This window comes from Marinomonas algae, assembly GCF_047525555.1.
Classification (GTDB): domain Bacteria; phylum Pseudomonadota; class Gammaproteobacteria; order Pseudomonadales; family Marinomonadaceae; genus Marinomonas.
Genome location: NZ_JBLIXK010000002.1, coordinates 184533 through 202333 on the forward strand (window position 1 = coordinate 184533; position 17801 = coordinate 202333).

A 17801-nucleotide genomic window follows, 5' to 3' on the forward strand; every position below is an offset into this window, starting at 1 on the left:
AACGGCGATAAACGTAAGGCTAAGAAGCTTTGCGGTGCTGACGTGCGGATTTAAGATTCAAAACTCCCCGGCAGCATTCTTGCTGGCGGACGAACTCTCCCTTTTCAGCAGAATGCTCCGGCTAAAAAATATATAAGGTAACTGTATGTTTCACGGTGCAATCACAGCGTTAATTACTCCTTTTAGAAATGGTCAGCTTGACGAAGAAGCCTTACGCAATATAGTGCGCTGGCAAATAGATCAAGGGATCAATGGTCTAGTTCCTGTTGGCACAACAGGCGAATCTCCTACTTTGAGTGAAGAAGAACACAAACGTGTTATTGAAATTACAGTTCAAGAAGCAAGCAAAGCTGTACCTGTTCTAGCCGGCGCTGGATCAAACAACCCTATTGAAGCAGTAAATTACTCTGAGTTTGCCTACCAAGCTGGCGCAGACGCGACTTTGCATGTTGCCGGATATTACAACCGACCAAATCAAACTGGCTTGTATGAACATTTCAAATATGTGCATGACAACAGCAAGCTCCCTATGATTATTTATAACATTCCACCTCGTGCTATTGTCGGTGTGGAAGTGACAACATTGGCGCGTCTTGCTGAGTTACCGAGAGTCATAGGCGTAAAAGATGCTACAGGAGACCTAACCCGCCCAATTCGTGAGCGCGCGCTCATCACCAAACCTTTTGACTATTTAAGCGGCGATGACATAACAGCTGTTGCTTATAATGTTGGAGGCGGTCAAGGTTGTATCTCCGTCACCTCTAATATTGCGCCAAAGCAAGTCGCAGAATTACATAGATTGTGTAATCAAGGCTTATTCCGTGAAGCGGCCGAGTTACAAGACAAATTATTTGCGTTACATAACGCTCTATTCATAGAGCCTAATCCTGCAGGGCCAAAATACGCGCTGTCCCTACTTGGGCTATGTTCAGAGGAGTGCCGTTTACCTATTGTGCCTTTACAAGAGAGTACAAAAGCCACAATTCGAACGATTATGGAAGAACTAGAACTTATTTAGTTTTTCAGGTTTTACCTTTGCAAGAAGGTTGATACAAAAATGCCAGCACACATGTTCTGGCATTTTATAGAAAGTATAGTTAGTTATAAAAACTATCACCATTATATTGAGTCACAAAGCAATCTTGTCCTTTCTTTCTCAATACATTACAAAAGCGTTCCGCATCAGATTTAATTGGAAAACCTCCAACTTTCAATTGATACATATCTCGCCTATTAATTGTTTTTTGATAAACACGAGGTTCAAGACCTTTGAAAGACTCTGAATCATTCCTTTTTAATTGATTCCAAGCATGAATAACTTCGAGCCTAGTTCTATAGGCTGCAAGCTGAACACCATACTCTTTTAGAGAAGATGCCTCTGTCTCCGTTTTTAATGGTTTTAAAGGTGCTGTCTCTATTTTATCAGCATCAGTCTTAGTAACTTCCTTACTAGCTGAAACTGACCTTTCCGACTCCATTTTTGTAGCATTATGCATATTACTTTGAGCCATATGCTCTATTTCTTCAATTTTATTGGCTAAAGCAGCTCTTTCTTCTTTTAAGTCTGCGATTTCAGCTTCTAAAGCATCAATTCTTGTTAATGTAGGTTGTACATTTTTCAATTTTTCATCGTGCTCTCGAACTTTCATCTGCACATCACTGAAGCTCAAAAATTCTTCTCTCTCTCCTACAGACGAACAAGCACCTAATGACAATCCAGCGATAACAAGGACCAATTTTTTTGCTATTCCCATTGTTCAACTCTCCTATTAAATCATTAAGGCACTCTATTCTTTACTGATGCTCTAGGATAAAAAAACACCATATCAACTAAAGAACAGGTTTTGTCCCCATAAAAGTAAAGCGTAACGTATTGCTTTACCAGCAAATACTAAAGGTAAAAAGTACCAGATAGAGGTTCGTAATACACCTGATATTAAAGTAATCCCATCACCAACAACAGGTAACCAAGTGAATAATAAGCTCAAAATGCCATAACGATTAAAAACTTTTTCTGCTTTCACTCGCGTAGCATGACTGATTGGAAACCACTTTTTGTCTTGATATCTCAGTAAATACAAACCAAGCCACCAATTCACGACACCGCCTAATGTGTTCCCTAAACTGGCAACAAGCCAAAGAAAAAACACGGATAAAGAGCCATCAGAAGCATAAAAAAGCAAGGCGCCTTCAGAGCCTAAAGGCAAAATGGTCGCCGATAAAAAAGCAATAACAAATACGAAACAATAATCCAAAAATTTCCTCTTACCGCTTTTTCAAATGAAATAAATCAATAAATAACAAAACAATGACTTAGAGCAACCTTTCCACCTAGGCAGCTTTTCCTAAACCCTTTAACCTAGGGAAGGTACGAACAAGCCCACTGGCTTCAGCGTGTGGATAAACCTTTATTATTCGAGGCAAGCTTCGCAGTCCAATATGAACATATTGGCAAGAAGCTTAACAAAGAATAAAAAGAGTTTAGCCCACGCCCTTCGGGTCTTTCAGAGAAACGGCCTCTCTGCGTTAAGAGTGATTGAAAGGTATTAACATTCCTGCTCACTCTTGCCTTGATAGACCGTTTCTCTGATAAGACTGAAGCTCAGAAGACTTATTCGCACCTTCCCTAGCTTCAACGTAGAGTTATTTCTCTGCCTCTATTAAATCACGATTAAACAATAACCTCATACGCGGTGGAGAGAAAATGCAGGATCGCATTAATAACATAAAAATTCGTTACAAATTATGGGCAATTATTGGGCTCATGTCAGTCGGAACCACAGCGCTTATTATTGTTTCCCTCACTACGTTATTTAATAGCCATGTAGACGCAAGACAAGACCGAACTCAGGATATTTTGGACATAGTCCATACCGCTATTTTGCCCATCTATGAGCAACAAGAAGCCAACCACCTGACAGAGAAAGAAGCCAAACAAAAAGCGATTCAATTACTCGCGAATTTTAACTATGGCGACAACCAAGGTCTTTGGGTCATTGATAAAAGCAATCACTCTTTGCTTTCTGCTCCAAACAGCTACCAAGGATCAAAAGCACCGAACTCTCTCGTCAATGCATTGCAATCAAGCACTTCCAGTACGCCTTCAAAACAAAGCAAGGAGAGTATTGGGTTCTCCTTTAAAGGTACAAATGGCTCGCTTCATCGATTCATTGCTAGCAGCTTTTCCTTTTCGCCATGGAACATCACCATTGTTGCCACTTCTTCCATGGACGCCGTGATTGATTTCTTCCTCACAGCTTTAGTGGATTACAGTATTTTAGTCGGTGTATTGACTATCTTGGTTGGAGGCTCGGCACTTTATATCATTCACCTAGTCACAAGCCGAGTAACATCTTTATGTAAAACAATGACTTCTGTTCAGCATTCTGGTGATTTAACTCAACGAGTCGAGTTCAGTGGTCACGATGAAATGGGAGAAATGTCTCATGCCTTTAACAGCATGATGAATGATTTTCAGGCCATTGTACGCAATGTCAGCCATTCTAGTGAAACGCTAGACACCATAGTTGACCAAACAAATTTATCGACAAACAAAACAGCCCAAGGCGTTACTCAGCAGTTATTCAACATCGAAAAAGCTTCTACTCTGATGCAAAGCGTCATGGCCTCGGTGCATGAAACATTAACCATTGCGGAACAAGCCAACAGCACCACTCAAGAATTAGGTAAGCACTCCAAACAAGGATTAGGAGTGATGGATAAAGCAAACCAAGACATTCAACAACTTTCGAATGAAGTCGGTGACGCAGCAGTACAAATTCAAAAGTTGCGCGAAGCAGTTACTAACATCAACGATAGATTAGGGATTATTACCGAGGTTGCAGATCAAACCAATTTATTGGCATTGAACGCAGCGATTGAAGCCGCAAGAGCCGGAGAACAAGGCCGAGGCTTTGCCGTTGTTGCCGACGAAGTTCGTCAATTAGCACAGCGTTCCCAGCTGGCCGCAACGGAAATTGGCGGATTAATCGAGCAGCTAACTCAACAAACCATGAAAACAGTGGATGTCATGTCATTGGCAAGAGGCACAGCCAACCAAGGGGCAGAGCAAACATCACAAGCGGGACAGGCTTTTACTGACATCGCAAATGGCGTGTTGTCGATTTCGCAACTCAATAGCGATATCAGTGAGGCGGCAAACCGCCAACATGAATCTTCTCAAACGGTTCACCAAACACTAGAAAGCATTGCTGGAATCAGCGAAGAAACAAGCCATAATTCAAATAACATTCAAACATCGGTTAACAACCTACAAGATTGCGCATCTCAATTACGACAATTGGTCACGCAATTTACCGTATAGGCTCAACTCTACACCTTAGGTTTGAAGCCCATACGGAAGCCGCCCCAATGTTCACCGTTCACAAAAATGGGGACCGATAAATCATGAAGAATCTCACCGGTATCGCGCTTATAAGTTTGCAATAAGAAAGAGTCTGTATGAGCGCCGCATCGGGATCCAGTTGGGTCATTAAAGATCCGTTTAGTACGGTTATTGACTAGGTCTTTTTCGTAATTGCCACTCAAAGGTTGGCTGAATTTTTTATTATGGGTTGGAAAATACCCATTAACATCCACAGCGCCAGCGAACATCACTTCTTCGTATTTATCTAAAACCGCTTCCTGAATCGCTGGGAAAGTTTGGTCACTAAAAGCGTCGTACGCTGTGCTGTATTTTTGAGGATTGGTTTGCTGAATCGGCTGATAATCTCGTGAAAAAACAGCATCTTTTGTTAGTTTTCCATTTTCTATAGCTGTTTCGAAAAGCTGTCCAATGTCTTGAGCGCAAGACTTTGCGCTACTAACCAAGTCAGAAAAAAACAATGAATCATCTACTTTATCTAACTCTCTAAAGACCACCTCAGCACCATTGCTTAAATTAGAGGCCTCTTTAGACAACACATCACTCCGCGCTGAAATGTCTTCCAAAGAATGACTTATACGCGAAATAGAGCTATTAATTTGTGCGCTGGTTGCACCCAATGATTCCCCTGCACTTTCCACTTCTGCTAACACCTTAGACGCTGTTTGAATCTCTTCTGCCAAAGAAACAAAACGCTGAGTTTCATCCAACATGGTTGCAGAAAGTGATCCAGTGAGCGCTTTTACCGAAACCATCTCGCTGTCTGTTAATTTACTATTGCGACGAACTTCCGCTAACAGACCTGAAATTTGCTCAGAAGCATCGGCACTCTTAGCAGCCAAAGCACGAACCTCATCAGCAACCACAGCAAAGCCTCGCCCTTGTTCTCCTGCTCTAGCCGCTTCGATCGCCGCATTTAAAGCCAAAAGATTGGTTTGTTCTGAAACGCCAATAATAACGGTTGTGATGCTGTCTATGTCATCGGCACTTTTCGTCAGTAAAGCCAATTGCTCGCTGGCTCTTTGCACCTTGTCAGTAAGTTCATTTATTTGCTCAGCACTTTGAGTCAATGCCGCTTGTGCTGTCTGGCTCGACTGAGCCGTATGAGAAACCGTTTCTGACAGTTGCCCCAAGTTATGAGACAACGTCAGACCAGTATTAGACAAGCTTTCAACCGCTTGGGTGATTTGTTCGCTATCCGTATGAGTATGATGAATGTCTTTCGTCAGTGTATCGACAAAATGAGAGACTTCCGCTGCGCCAATTGCCATTTTTGACGTTGCATCCGTGACTTTTTTACTCATGTCTGAATACAAAGAAGTTTGTTCGTACTTTATCTCGGCATCATTTTTACACGACTTCTTAGCTTTATTTGGCAAATTTAAAAGGATTAAACATAGACTAAGCAAAGAACCGACAACAACGTATGGTAATGAAATGGCGTCAAAGAAATAACCACAAACAAATACTATGAAAACACCTAGAGCGCTAGAAAATTGGAAATACAACATCACACATCCCTTCTCTTTTAATTATTATTTTTTCTAGTGTTTAACGCAGCTCATGGAAGGTCAACGTAAAACAAGGAACCTAAGACTAAAGTAGTAGTTATCAATGAACCGCCCAAACCAGTATAAAAGGTTATTTTTTGCGTAATAATTAGTAATTTTTGGTAAATTGAGAGTTACCGCTAGTATTTTTTCAATCCCATTGGTATAAGTGAAGAAAGATGGAATTTATTTAAGGCTTAAATTATCGGGTAATATTGTGATTAACGTAACGCTTAGCAACACGGAAAGTAGCAATTTAGTTCAGCAAGAATTCACTGACTTATCAAACAAACGTGTTTTGATTATCGAAGACATTGGTGAAATGCGCATCATGCTGAAGTCCTTCATGATGTCCTTGGGTTACTCCAATATTGATGTTGAATCATCCGGCCAATTTGCCATTAAACGCATTTTAGAAAAACACTACGATGTCGTACTGTCTGATTACAACCTAAATGGCAGCATTGATGGACAGCAAATACTAGAAACAGCCCGCAAAAACTACTCTCAAGATCACTCCACTGTTTTCATTATGGTTACCGCCGATACCGCTTACGAAAGTGTTGTAAATGTGTTGGAATACCAACCTGACAGTTACATAGTTAAGCCTTTCCCGCCAGCCGCTTTTTATCGTCGATTCGAACGAGTACAAAAGCAAAAGAAAATACTCGAAGACATCAATACAGCGCGAAAAATGAAAAACTACGAGCTAATGGAAACGCTCGCAAGAGACGTTATGGCGCAACATCCAAACTTTACAAGCCAATGTCTTAAAGTCATCGGTGAATCACTCCATGCCCGCGGCCATTATAAAGACGCCAAACGACATTACATGTTAATTATTCAAAAGAATAAGAACCTCGCCTGGGCTCACTTTGGTGTGGCGTTATGTGAATTGAAGCTTGGCAACGCCCTTGCAACAATCAAAAAGCTAGAAGACACTATTCAGCTAAGTCGTTACTTCTTGTCTGCCTATGACCTACTTGCCGACGTTCAAGAGGGTTTAGGCAATTTAGAAGCAGCACAAGCTGCTATGTCAAAGGTAATTGAAGTATCGCCTCGAGCCATTGATCGATCTGTACGCTTAGCTCAAATCAGTATGACCATGGAAGATTGGACAACGGCTGAACATGCCTATTCTCGTGTCATTCGTTTAACCCGAGAAACCGCATTTGAAAAAGTAGAATATCATTACGATATTTTGAAATGCCTTACTCATTTAATGGAGTCCGCCGAAGATAACCTTAAATTGGCAGACAAATTTAAGCGCATATTAATAAGACTACGCACCTTTGGAAAAGCAAACCCTGCTGTGGTTTCTAACTCATTTAGGCTTGAAATACAGCAGTATTTGGTTCGAAATCATCAAGAAGCCGCAGTCAAATCTTGGATGCAATGGAACCATCTCATCAACTCAAAACAAGCCTCACCACTAACAGACGCCCAAACCTATACGCTAGAAAAACGCCTTGGCTTAAAACATTAGCCCTTCTTTCTCTTTACCTTTGCTTGCTATAACGCCTCGTCCTCGTTATCGTCACCGTTCGATTTTCTACCTCTAATGCTGACACCATGCTAGACATTAGAGCTAAAGGTAAAGTTAAGAGGTTAAACCATGTCTGCAAATAACACTTCAGCTAAACAAACTGACAAAGCCACAACATCGGCTAGCCTCGCGTTTTCCTCTCTTATTCCTGATGTCATTTTAGATGCGGTTGAATCCACAGGACTTTGGAGTGACTCTCGGATTTACCCTTTAAACAGTTATGAGAACAGAGTTTATCAGGTGGGAATTGAAGACAGCGCTCCTGTCATTGCCAAATTTTATCGACCAGAACGTTGGACTGAAGCACAAATTCTTGAAGAACATGCGACATTACTAAAACTAAAAGCAGACGATGTACCTGTAGTTGCACCATTGGAATTTGAAGGCAAAAGCCTTTTTAGCCACAAAGGGCTTTTTTTCTGCTTGTCCCCAAGATTGGTTGGACAACACCCTGAAGCCGATAATTTAGACGAGCTCTATCAGTTAGGCGAGCTCATCGGCCAAGTACATCAAAAAATGTCAGACCAGCCCTTCTCGCAGCGAATCAGCGTGTCACCTTTGATGCAAATTGATCAAGCAGCAAAGCAAATTCTATCGGCAAATGTTTTACCTAAAAAACTGACACCCATTTATCAGCAACAAATCGCCAAGTTACGAGACATGTGTGAAAAACGCATACAAACTTATTGGCCAGCTCAGCTGCGTCCAGTACATGGGGACAGCCACCGTAGTAACCTCATGTTGCATCAAGGTCAATTTCATTTACTGGACTTCGATGACTGCCAAAATGGCGTTGCCGTACAAGATTTATGGTTGCATTTAACCCAGACAGAAAGCCCAAGACAGCAGCTAAGCGAAATTATCGAAGGCTACGAGAACTATTTGCCTTTTGAAACAAGAGAACTAGACTTAATCGATGTATTCAAAAGTGTGCGTGTGATCAATTACGCCGCTTGGTTGCAGAGTCGATGGAGCGACCCTGCGTTTGTAAAAGCATTTCCTTGGTTTGGCTCAGAAGAATATTGGCTAAATCATTTAAATGAATTAAAAAATTGCGAACTAGAATGGGGGAATATTTCCCGATGAAACGAATGGACTCGGCAGAAACTATGGAGAACTCACTACACGCTCTGTTTGGCTTTGATCAATTCCGTGAAGGACAAAGACAAACCATCGAACAACTTTTATCTGGCCACTCTTCTCTTGCAGTATTTCCAACTGGTTCAGGTAAATCCTTATGCTATCAATTCACAGCCACGCAACTTCCCCATTTAACCTTGGTGATTTCGCCGCTCATTGCCTTGATGCATGACCAACTCGAATTCTTACGTTCTAAAAACATTGCTGCGGCAAGCTTAGACTCAAGCCAAACAAAAGAAGAAAGCCAAGCAGTTATGGCTGGCGTTCAGAACGGCTCAATCAAAGTCTTAATGATCTCAGTAGAACGCTTTAAAAATGAACGTTTTCGACGCTTTATTAAACAGATTCCAATATCCATGTTGGTCGTTGACGAAGCCCACTGTATCTCGGAATGGGGTCATAACTTCCGACCAGATTATTTAAAGCTTCCCCATTATCAACAAGAATTAGCCATTCCCTTAGTCTTATTGCTCACCGCAACCGCGACGCGTCGAGTGCAAAAAGACATGGCACAGAAGTTTTCTATCCACCCAGAACACATAGTGCAAACAGGATTCTATCGACGTAATTTAGACATCGATCTGATTCAGACACCCAGTCACGAGAAACTTAACCGATTAAAAGCCGTACTAAACGACTCTCAGAACGCCCCTCAAGGCGCGAGCATTGTTTACGTCACTCAACAGAAAACAGCAGAAGACCTTGCCAACGCCTTACGTGCCGATGGCTATTCAGCAACGGCTTACCATGCAGGCTTAGGAAACGAGATTCGAAGCCAAATCCAAGCTGACTTTATGACGGGTAAAACTCGCATCATAGTGGCGACCATTGCCTTTGGAATGGGCATTGATAAATCCGATATTCGTTTAGTTGTGCATTATGACTTACCTAAATCCATTGAGAATTACAGTCAAGAAATTGGCCGCGCAGGACGGGACAACCAAGCCAGCCGATGTGTTCTGCTCGCTAATTTAGAAGGCCTACACACGCTCGAAAACTTTGTTTATGGCGACACACCAGAACCACAAAATATCGACTCATTACTCACCATCATTGCAGAACAAACCAATGACTTAGAGTGGGAAACTCAGCTTTATGGATTGTCTAACCAAACCAACATCCGCTCTTTGCCCTTAAAGACCCTACTCGTTCAATTAGAGCTGCTTGGCGCAATAACGCCAAAATACAGTTATTACGCTGATGTTCGACTCAAGTGGGAAGGAGACAGAACCGCTTTTGCAAGCCAGATTCCACCAGAATGGCAAAGCGCCTATCAAGCCATTTTAAAAGGTATTCAATACAAAAAAATCTGGGGAACACCTAACTTCGAACAGCTATTTAACCAAGCAGGTTTATCGAGAAGCGACGTTTTACTAGTCCTAGAGTTTGCCGCGGACAAAAACGTTCTCACTCTAGAAAGCAAAGGTCTAACAGAGGTTTACCAAATTAACCCAGACGCTTTTCATCATCAGATTCTCGCCAATCAATTACATGAATACGTTGAGGAAAAGCAAACTGCAGAAATTTCTCGCATTGCAACAATGATTCGCTTTTTCCAACTCGACCGCTGCTTAAACCATAATCTCGCCCGTTATTTTGGGGATCAAAACGCGCCAGAGAATTGTGGTCATTGTTCAGTGTGTCGGAAGAACGTCTTGGTTTTCTTGGATAAGCCAAAGACAACAGAAGAAAATTCGTTTGAAATGGAAGCATGGCGAGAACACCTTGCCATGCACGTAGAAGAGTTCATTCAGCATGTTCGCCATAAAAGCCCAAACACGCTGATTACGGCTGTTTTGATTACTCGCTTCTTAACAGGCTTAACACAGCCTATTTTCACTAAAATCAAAGCTCGCCAACTAAAAGGCTTTGCAATATATGAAGAGCAAGCTTATCAAGCGGTGCTAGAAGCCGTTACTCCGCTTCTTTCTCGTTAGTATCTGGCTCAATAGAATCGGATGAAGGCTCCACGGGCTCATTCTCTGTGGAGTCTAAATACACACTCACTTCGATAAGGTTATTGTCTGGATCATTAAAATACACAGACTCAATTGGACCTTGAGCACCAGATTTAGCAACAGGACCTTCTAGAATAGACACATCACATTCTTTTAGGTGAGCAATCACATCCGCCATCGCCCAATCCGTAATCAGGCACAAATCACCTGAACCTTCCATTGCGTGATTTCGAAGCTCTTCGCCTAGCAACTGCAAATTAATTTTTTGCTGACCAAACTTCACGGCTTTTCGCCCGTCACCAAAAGTGATCGCTTCCATTTTCAGTACGGTTTCATAAAAAGACACCGCTCTGTCTATATTTGCCACAGTTAATACAATGTGGTCAAAATGACTAATCATAGCGCCTTATCTCCATCTTATAAGCCATTAAAGAATACATCTCATGCTACGAATGATTGCCCAGAAAAACAAGCTTCTCCAAAGGTCTATTTTCTCAACAAGTGGATGTCGATTACGCCATTAATCAATTGTAATTTCTGACGTTTATTCAATTGTTTAACTTGGTACTCCAGCTTAAGAGCATCACTTTTAGTGCCCACTTCTTGCTGCCAAACTAACTCTAATGGCCCCTTACCTTTTAAGTAACGTGCGGCGCGCTTACTGTCTCCAGAATGCTCTTTAAAGCGACGCGCCACATCAAGGCTGATTCCCGTGTACAAAGTATTTAGACGGGTTTTAATCATATAAATACTCCACTGAGGTGCCGTTGTATTTTCTTCAGTCATGCCATTAATCTTGAATAATCATTAATAAGGTTAACGCTGTTGCCACACCCATCATAATATTAAATGCTCTTTGACGTGTAGTATCCGTTAACCAACCACGAATGCTCACACCTAATCCAGCCCAAAGTGAAATCGTTGGAAGATTCACACAGGCAAAAATAACCAGAAGAAAAAGCCCCGATTGCACATACAAATCCCCAGGAACAGTAAAGGTTCCCACGCCACTGATCGCCATCATCCAAGCCTTCGGATTAATAAACTGAAACAAAGCCGCCTGCCACCAGCGCATAGGCGCAGCCTTTTCACCTGAGCCTGTCGATAAACCATTAACAGGCGCATTGGCAATCTTCCAAGCCAACCACAGCAAATAACCGCCTCCTAGCCATTTGAGCAAACTATACAAAGGTGGATATAAGGAAAACAAAGCGCCCAGCCCCAGTAAAGCTGATGAAATCAACATCGCCATCCCTATGCCAATTCCAAACATGTGAGGCAAGGTTCGTCGAAAACCAAACTGAGCACCAGACGCTAACAACATAATATTATTTGGACCCGGTGTTGCAGACATCACAAAAGAGAAGATCGCCAACGCCAAGAAAAAAGACAATTCCATCATAATAATGCCCTGCCTTTTTTGATTCTATCGATCAGGTCTCGTGTAAAACCTTTCACAGAGGCTTGAGAAAGTTCTGTTTGTTGGCGTTCTTGTGTCATTCCAATATCTGTCATCTGTGCAGCTGTTAATGACACCAAGGCCTTACGAGTTTTATAACGCACAACGCAATGCTGAATATGAACAAACAAACTGATGATTAGCATAACTTTCTCTCCTTATGTCGCACTGCTTAGACCGTTTAAGCAGTTACCATGTGTATGATTAACCACTTTAGAACAAAGCCATAAGGCAATACAGATTCAAAAAAACACTAAAATAATCATACAGAACTGCATTTATTGATCTGTATGGCAGAATAAATTGAAATCTGTATGGTCATCCAACAAGACTTAACGTTTTACAATATATGACAAGACGTGAAAGATAGGTTTAAAAAAGGAGAAGCCATGACACTTTATCAGAAACTCGCTAAGCGCTTACGAGAACACATACAGCATGGCTTCTATAAAGCAGGTGACAAACTGCCTTCTGTGCGCCAATTAGCACAGGAACACAATGTCAGCATTTCAACCGTACAAGAAGCTTATCGTCAGCTAGAACAAGACCAGCTTGTCGAAGCAAAGCCAAAGTCTGGCTATTTTGTTTGCCAACCGAAAAAAGACAATTTACCCAGTACATCACGGCCGCCACAGCGCCCTCTTGAGGTTTCCCAATGGGAAGAAGTCCTCAATATGCTGATGATTCGTGGCAGTCTCAAAGGCGTGCAATTGCAACACGCCATGCCAGACATGAAAGCCCCGACACTAAAGCCGCTACTCAAAACCCTCTCGGATTTATCTAAACAAAAGCCAGAGTTAGGTTTATCTTATGCGGATATTCGAGGCGCTGAAGAATTACGCTCACAACTGTGTCGATTGGCTGTTGCTTCTGGCTGCCAACTACACCCTGATGATTTAGTGGTCACATCCGGTTGTCAGGAAGCTATTTCAGTTTGCTTAAGAGCCGTTACAGAACCCGGCGATATTATTGCCATTGAATCACCAAGCTTTTACGGTTCTATGCAAGCTATAAAAGCAGCCAACTTGAAAGCCATGGAAATTCCCACGCATCCAGAAACTGGCATGAGCATAGAAGCCTTAGAATTGGCGTTAGATCAATGGCCAATCAAAGCCATTTTTGTGACACCGACTTGTAATAATCCGATGGGCTACACCATGCCTGAAGAGCGTAAAGAGCAGCTTTATAAACTGGCGCAGAACTATGACATCGCCATAATAGAAGACGATATTTATGGGGATATTTCGTACCAATTCCCACGTCCAAAAACCATTAAATCCTTCGATACCGATGGCCGAGTACTCTTATGTTCGTCTTTCTCTAAATCCATTGCACCGGGTATTCGAGTGGGATGGATTGCTCCGGGGCGTTATCGCGACAAAGTCACTCATGTGAAGTACGTGAGCAGTTCTATGTGTCCTGTTTTTCCACAGCTCGCCATTGCCAAATTTATTCGCCAAGGTGGCTACAATAAGCACATACGCCAAATGCGGCATAACTATGAGCCACAAAGGGACCATTTGCTAAAAGTCATCAAAGCGCATTTTCCAAGTGACACACGCGTCAGCTTTCCAGATGGCAGCTTCATTTTATGGGTCGAGCTGACTCCTAAGATTGATAGCATGAAATTAGTAGAAAGGTGTCGCAAGGAAGGGGTTGGCTTTGCGCCCGGTCCGTTGTTTTCCGCAACAGGCAAATACAGAAACTGTTTTCGTTTGAACTTCAGTGAACAAAATACAGAGCGACGGGAAGCAGCCATCAAGACATTAGCCAAAATCATTAAAGAGACTCTTGCAGAAAAGAGCTTGCAAAAATAACAGCGGATTTTTCTTGTTAAATCCACTTCGGTGTAGAGATCAAACCTTCTGGTATTGATTCTCTACTTTGTTTTCACTCTTTTAATATTGATCAAGATTGGACTGCCCGTCATAGGATCAGGAATTAAATCGCATTCAATGCCATAAAGTTCTAAAACAAGCTCTTTCGTCATAATGGTTTTTGGACAACCTTGGGTAATAATCTTGCCATCTTTCATTGCAATAACATGGTCAGCGTAACGGCATGCGCTCGCCAAATCATGTACCACCATTGCAATGGTTTTGCCTTCTTCAGACAGCTCTTTGATCAGCTCAAACACTTCGATTTGATGCCCTAAATCCAACGCAGAGGTTGGTTCATCCAATAGCAACAATGGCGTTTCTTGAGCTATCGACATGGCAATCCAAGCTCTCTGACGTTGACCTCCAGACAAGGTGTCCAAAAGGCGGTTTCCTAAGTCACTTAAATCCGCTGCATTTAATGCATAATCAATGGCTTCTTGATCACCCATCATCCATTGCTTCATCGCACTATGATGAGGGTGACGACCAAATCGAATCAGTTCTGTCACTGTGATGCCATCAGGCGCTATGGTATCTTGCGGCAACAAGGCCAAACGGCGAGCCACTTCTTTCGATGGTAATTTATGAATGTCTTTACCATCCAACAGAACCGCACCAGTACTTGACAGATGAATACGCGACAAACCATTTAACAAGGTGGACTTACCACAACCATTTGGCCCAACAATGGCCGTTACTTTCCCACTTGGTAAAGCAACATCTAAATTTTCAATGATGGTGGTTTTAGCGTGCTTTAAGGTCAAATTTTCTGCACTTAAAGGGACTGTTTTAACATTGTCCGACAATGATGACTGAGTCACGAAATACCTATCCTTTTTATCAAATCTAGGGCGAATATCATTTACAAAGTGTGCTTGGAGCCTTGGCGAACCAAGATCCAAATCAAGTAAGGTCCACCAACAATAGAAGTCACTATTCCCACAGGCAATTCGATGGGCGATAAAATCGTCCGTCCGACCAAATCAGCAACCACCATAATTAAACCACCCGCTAATGCAGAGCCAATAAGCGGAATCCCACGATAACGGGCAAAGACTCTGGCCATTTCAGGGCCAATCAAGGCGATCAAACCAACTGGGCCAGCAACCGCAACGGCCAGCCCTGTTAATAAAACCGACAGGCTCAAGGCCACAACACGTAGCATTTTCATGTTGCTGCCTAAGCTAGTTACCACCGCATCGGAAAATGACATAAGCGAGAAGAAATGTGTGAGCAATAAGCAGCTGACCAGGCTTATTAATAACCCAACGCCCAAAATACTGACCATCAAACCAGAGCGAGCACTTAAGCTTCCTACTGTCCAAGGATAAGCCTCATTTGCCGTATCTATTGCCACTTGGCTTAATAATAACTGCGTCACTGCTCCAGCAATGGCGCCAATGCCAATACCAGCAACAATAAAACGATAACCCCTTGTGCCACTGCTTCCAGCTAAACCAAAAGCCAACGCCGTCGCCGTGGCCGCACCAGCTAGTGCCATCGCTGACGGTGCAAGTGAAATCCCCACACCAACGATAGATGAAACCGCAAACGCCATCGCAGCATTATCGATACCAATAATACCTGGTGTCGCCAACCTATTACGCGCCAAGGTTTGCATTAAGCAACCAGCCAGACTGAATGCCGCTCCGGTATACACGCCTGCCAGTAATCGCGGTAGGCGTAAATCCTGAACAACAAACTGACTCATTACATCGCCTTCCCCAAATAAGGCTTTCACCACTTCCAAAGGTGCTAAAACCACAGTTCCAATCGCCAACGAAGCCACACAAGCCATGATAAGCAAACCACACAGAAGAAGATTTCGAGACACAGCCGCTCGGTCAACCAAGCAAGCATAGTTGGCCACTGAAAGGCACCAATAGCCTTCAGGTGCGGATGCTTTTAAATCGTGAGGCTTTATCATAATGTTGGTAACCGTTGAGAACGGACAATAGCCAATAAAACAGGCGCGCCCACAATGGCCGTTAGCACTCCTAAAGGCATTTCGGCAGGTTGTGCAATCAGCCTTGAAAAGACATCCGCACTGATGATCATCACAGGCCCTAAAGGCAAACAAAGCCACAAGGTTCGGCGAATATCTGCGCCGACTAAAGCTCGTGCTGCAAATGGCACGACCAAACCGACAAAAATCACTGGCCCAGCAATGGCCGTCGCCGCGCCAACCAATAAAGCAACAGCAAACACAACAATCAAACGAATCCGGCTCGGTTTATAACCCAAGCCAATGGCCACTCTTTCACCCAATGCGAGAGACGCTAAAGGTCTCGCGACATAAAGCACACAGCACAAAGCAATCAACAAGGAAGGCAGTAAAGTTACGAGTTGATCAAGATGACGGCCAGCCACACTGCCCGTTACCCAGAAGCGAATTTCGTCAGCGGCTTTTTCATTGTAAAGCAAGAGGATAGAAGTCATGGCGGTTAGCAAGCTAGTTAAAGCCGCACCGGCTAACACTAAGCGAATAGGATCATTTCTCTGACCTTGCATTTGCGCCACACCAATGACACAAAAGCAGCCAATTAAGGCGCCAATTTGTGCAAGTTCAACCGGTAAAGTGGCAATACTCATTCCGAGCGATAGAGCAACCGCCACAGCAAATGCACTGCCCGCACTGACGCCAAGCAAGCCCGGCTCAGCTAATGGGTTACGAGCCACCGCCTGCATCAAGGCGCCAGCCACACCTAAACAAAGCCCTGCAACCAAACCCACTAAAGTACGAGGAAGTCGTAATTCATAAATAACAAAATGTGCGTCATCACTGCCGTTTCCAAGCAAGGCTTGAATTGCCAACCTAGGACCAATTTCACCTGCACCAAACAGCAGGCTACAGACACAGCAAAGTGCCAGCAGTAAAACGGCTGGCACTAATACACTTACTATGGATCTTTGCGCGGGCGCTGAATTAAACCAAAGGGTCATTATTAATGAAGTTTATGGTCAAGCACGCTTTGGATATCATCTAGAATCGCTTGCGCTGCAATCGGACCAGTCGCACTTGTCCAAAGCTGTCCATGAACTGGAATGACGTGACCTTTTTTCGCCACTTCTAAGCGAGCAAAAGCAGGTGATTTTTCAGCCGCAGCCAATGCATCTCTTGCTTCATCGTCTAATGTCGCCATAAAGATCCATTCATTATCAATGCTAGGAAGGTTTTCTAGACTTAAAGGGCTGCTGTGTGGACGACCCGCTTTCACCAAACCTGCGTCAGTCACATCAAAACCAGTTTGAGCAAGAATCGCATTTGAGAAGAATTTTGGCGTTAAGATAACCGCGCCTTGAGGCATCCAACGCAACAAAGAAGCACCACGTTGATCCGCAGGAATCTTCGCTTCCACCATTTGCTTCATGCTGGCAATACGGTCATTAACTTTAGCAATAATGTCTTCTGCCAATTGTTCACGGTTTAACGCTTTTGCGTAAAAGCGAAACTCATTAATCCAAGTATCTGGCTCAATACCACCTTCTACAGGCACTAGAGTAGGTGCAATTCTAGACAACAAGTCATACTGCTCTTTTGGCAAGTAATATGGCGCTAAAATCACATCAGGACGCTGAGCAACAACCGCTTCAATGTTCAATTCTCGCATGCTGCCCACTAGTGGAACATCTTTGGCGATCTCTTGAATGTAGCTTGCAACACCATCACCGCCACGAGTTGAAATGGCGCCAACAGGCTTAAAACCCAAAGCGAAAGCGCCGTCTAAGCCACCTTCGTATACAGTCACAATACGTTTAGGCTCATCTTTAACAACCACATCACCGAACTTTGTCGCTACCGTAATATCTGCAGCATACAAGTTAAGAGCACACAATAAACCAAAAGCAACACAACCTAATTTTCGAGATAAAGACATAAAAAA

The 17801-nt window shown here is 43.0% G+C and carries 17 protein-coding genes; 6 read left to right on the top strand and 11 right to left on the bottom strand.

The features are described 5' to 3' along the window. Positions 1-145 precede the first annotated feature (145 nt). A complete protein-coding gene (dapA, locus tag ACMUMQ_RS05180) occupies positions 146-1018 on the top strand; it encodes a 4-hydroxy-tetrahydrodipicolinate synthase (protein ID WP_414680943.1) in 873 nt (290 codons plus the stop codon). A 79-nt stretch (positions 1019-1097) separates the two neighbouring features. On the opposite strand, the gene ACMUMQ_RS05185 is transcribed toward dapA, so the two are convergent. Both ACMUMQ_RS05185 and ACMUMQ_RS05190 read right to left on the bottom strand, forming a co-directional pair. Then, positions 1098-1754, bottom strand: coding sequence for an SPOR domain-containing protein (locus ACMUMQ_RS05185; RefSeq protein ID WP_414680944.1), 657 nt, complete (start codon positions 1752-1754; stop codon positions 1098-1100). A gap of 72 nt (positions 1755-1826) precedes the next feature. After that, positions 1827-2255: a YqaA family protein gene (locus ACMUMQ_RS05190; protein ID WP_414680946.1), complete on the bottom strand. Its 429-nt coding sequence runs from the start codon at positions 2253-2255 to the stop codon at positions 1827-1829. 449 nt (positions 2256-2704) lie between these two features. Between ACMUMQ_RS05190 and ACMUMQ_RS05195 the strand changes: the two genes are divergently transcribed. Then, positions 2705-4324 carry a methyl-accepting chemotaxis protein gene (locus ACMUMQ_RS05195; protein ID WP_414680947.1) on the top strand — a complete coding sequence of 540 codons (1620 nt, stop codon included), beginning with the start codon at positions 2705-2707 and terminating at the stop codon, positions 4322-4324. Between the two features lie 8 nt (positions 4325-4332). Here the strand turns inward: ACMUMQ_RS05195 and ACMUMQ_RS05200 are convergent, their stop codons facing one another. Further along, positions 4333-5895, bottom strand: a complete 1563-nt coding sequence (locus tag ACMUMQ_RS05200) for a methyl-accepting chemotaxis protein (RefSeq protein WP_414680948.1) — start codon at positions 5893-5895, stop codon at positions 4333-4335. A 256-nt stretch (positions 5896-6151) separates the two neighbouring features. On the opposite strand from ACMUMQ_RS05200, the gene ACMUMQ_RS05205 reads away from it, so the two are divergent. The 3 genes from ACMUMQ_RS05205 to ACMUMQ_RS05215 all read left to right on the top strand — a co-directional run bounded on the left by ACMUMQ_RS05205 (position 6152) and on the right by ACMUMQ_RS05215 (position 10557). Then, on the top strand, positions 6152-7420 hold the full coding sequence (locus tag ACMUMQ_RS05205; RefSeq protein ID WP_414680949.1) for a response regulator: 1269 nt from the start codon (positions 6152-6154) through the stop codon (positions 7418-7420). Between the two features lie 129 nt (positions 7421-7549). Further along, the gene (locus ACMUMQ_RS05210) at positions 7550-8566 is read left to right on the top strand and encodes a serine/threonine protein kinase (RefSeq protein WP_414680951.1); all 1017 of its coding nucleotides are present in this window, start codon (positions 7550-7552) and stop codon (positions 8564-8566) included. Further along, positions 8563-10557 (top strand): RecQ family ATP-dependent DNA helicase, encoded by a 1995-nt coding sequence (locus ACMUMQ_RS05215; RefSeq protein WP_414680952.1) that lies wholly within the window; start codon positions 8563-8565, stop codon positions 10555-10557. Before ACMUMQ_RS05210 ends, ACMUMQ_RS05215 begins: the two co-directional genes overlap by 4 nt. Here ACMUMQ_RS05215 and ACMUMQ_RS05220 read toward each other — a convergent pair. From ACMUMQ_RS05220 to ACMUMQ_RS05235, 4 genes are all read right to left on the bottom strand, one after another. Further along, positions 10535-10978, bottom strand: coding sequence for a VOC family protein (locus ACMUMQ_RS05220; protein ID WP_414680953.1), 444 nt, complete (start codon positions 10976-10978; stop codon positions 10535-10537). The two genes, ACMUMQ_RS05215 and ACMUMQ_RS05220, sit on opposite strands and share 23 nt — an antisense overlap. An 86-nt stretch (positions 10979-11064) precedes the next feature. Further along, positions 11065-11364, bottom strand: coding sequence for a GIY-YIG nuclease family protein (locus ACMUMQ_RS05225; RefSeq protein ID WP_414680954.1), 300 nt, complete (start codon positions 11362-11364; stop codon positions 11065-11067). Positions 11365-11368: 4 nt separating this feature from the next. Next, complete coding sequence (locus ACMUMQ_RS05230) at positions 11369-11980, bottom strand: LysE family translocator (RefSeq protein ID WP_414680955.1); 612 nt, start codon at positions 11978-11980, stop codon at positions 11369-11371. Then, positions 11977-12183, bottom strand: coding sequence for a hypothetical protein (locus ACMUMQ_RS05235; RefSeq protein ID WP_317004542.1), 207 nt, complete (start codon positions 12181-12183; stop codon positions 11977-11979). Before ACMUMQ_RS05235 ends, ACMUMQ_RS05230 begins: the two co-directional genes overlap by 4 nt. A gap of 243 nt (positions 12184-12426) precedes the next feature. Between ACMUMQ_RS05235 and ACMUMQ_RS05240 the strand changes: the two genes are divergently transcribed. Beyond that, complete coding sequence (locus tag ACMUMQ_RS05240) at positions 12427-13854, top strand: aminotransferase-like domain-containing protein (RefSeq protein WP_414680956.1); 1428 nt, start codon at positions 12427-12429, stop codon at positions 13852-13854. 62 nt (positions 13855-13916) lie between these two features. Here the strand turns inward: ACMUMQ_RS05240 and ACMUMQ_RS05245 are convergent, their stop codons facing one another. Genes ACMUMQ_RS05245 through ACMUMQ_RS05260 form a run of 4 tightly spaced genes read right to left on the bottom strand, consistent with a single transcriptional unit; the run spans position 13917 to position 17795 of the window. Beyond that, entirely contained in the window at positions 13917-14738 is an 822-nt protein-coding gene (locus tag ACMUMQ_RS05245) for an ABC transporter ATP-binding protein (protein WP_414680957.1), read from the bottom strand. 41 nt (positions 14739-14779) lie between these two features. Next, on the bottom strand, positions 14780-15844 hold the full coding sequence (locus ACMUMQ_RS05250) for a FecCD family ABC transporter permease (RefSeq protein WP_414680958.1): 1065 nt from the start codon (positions 15842-15844) through the stop codon (positions 14780-14782). Further along, positions 15841-16860: a FecCD family ABC transporter permease gene (locus ACMUMQ_RS05255; RefSeq protein WP_414680959.1), complete on the bottom strand. Its 1020-nt coding sequence runs from the start codon at positions 16858-16860 to the stop codon at positions 15841-15843. Before ACMUMQ_RS05255 ends, ACMUMQ_RS05250 begins: the two co-directional genes overlap by 4 nt. A 2-nt stretch (positions 16861-16862) precedes the next feature. Further along, positions 16863-17795: an ABC transporter substrate-binding protein gene (locus ACMUMQ_RS05260; RefSeq protein WP_414680960.1), complete on the bottom strand. Its 933-nt coding sequence runs from the start codon at positions 17793-17795 to the stop codon at positions 16863-16865. Positions 17796-17801 lie beyond the last annotated feature (6 nt).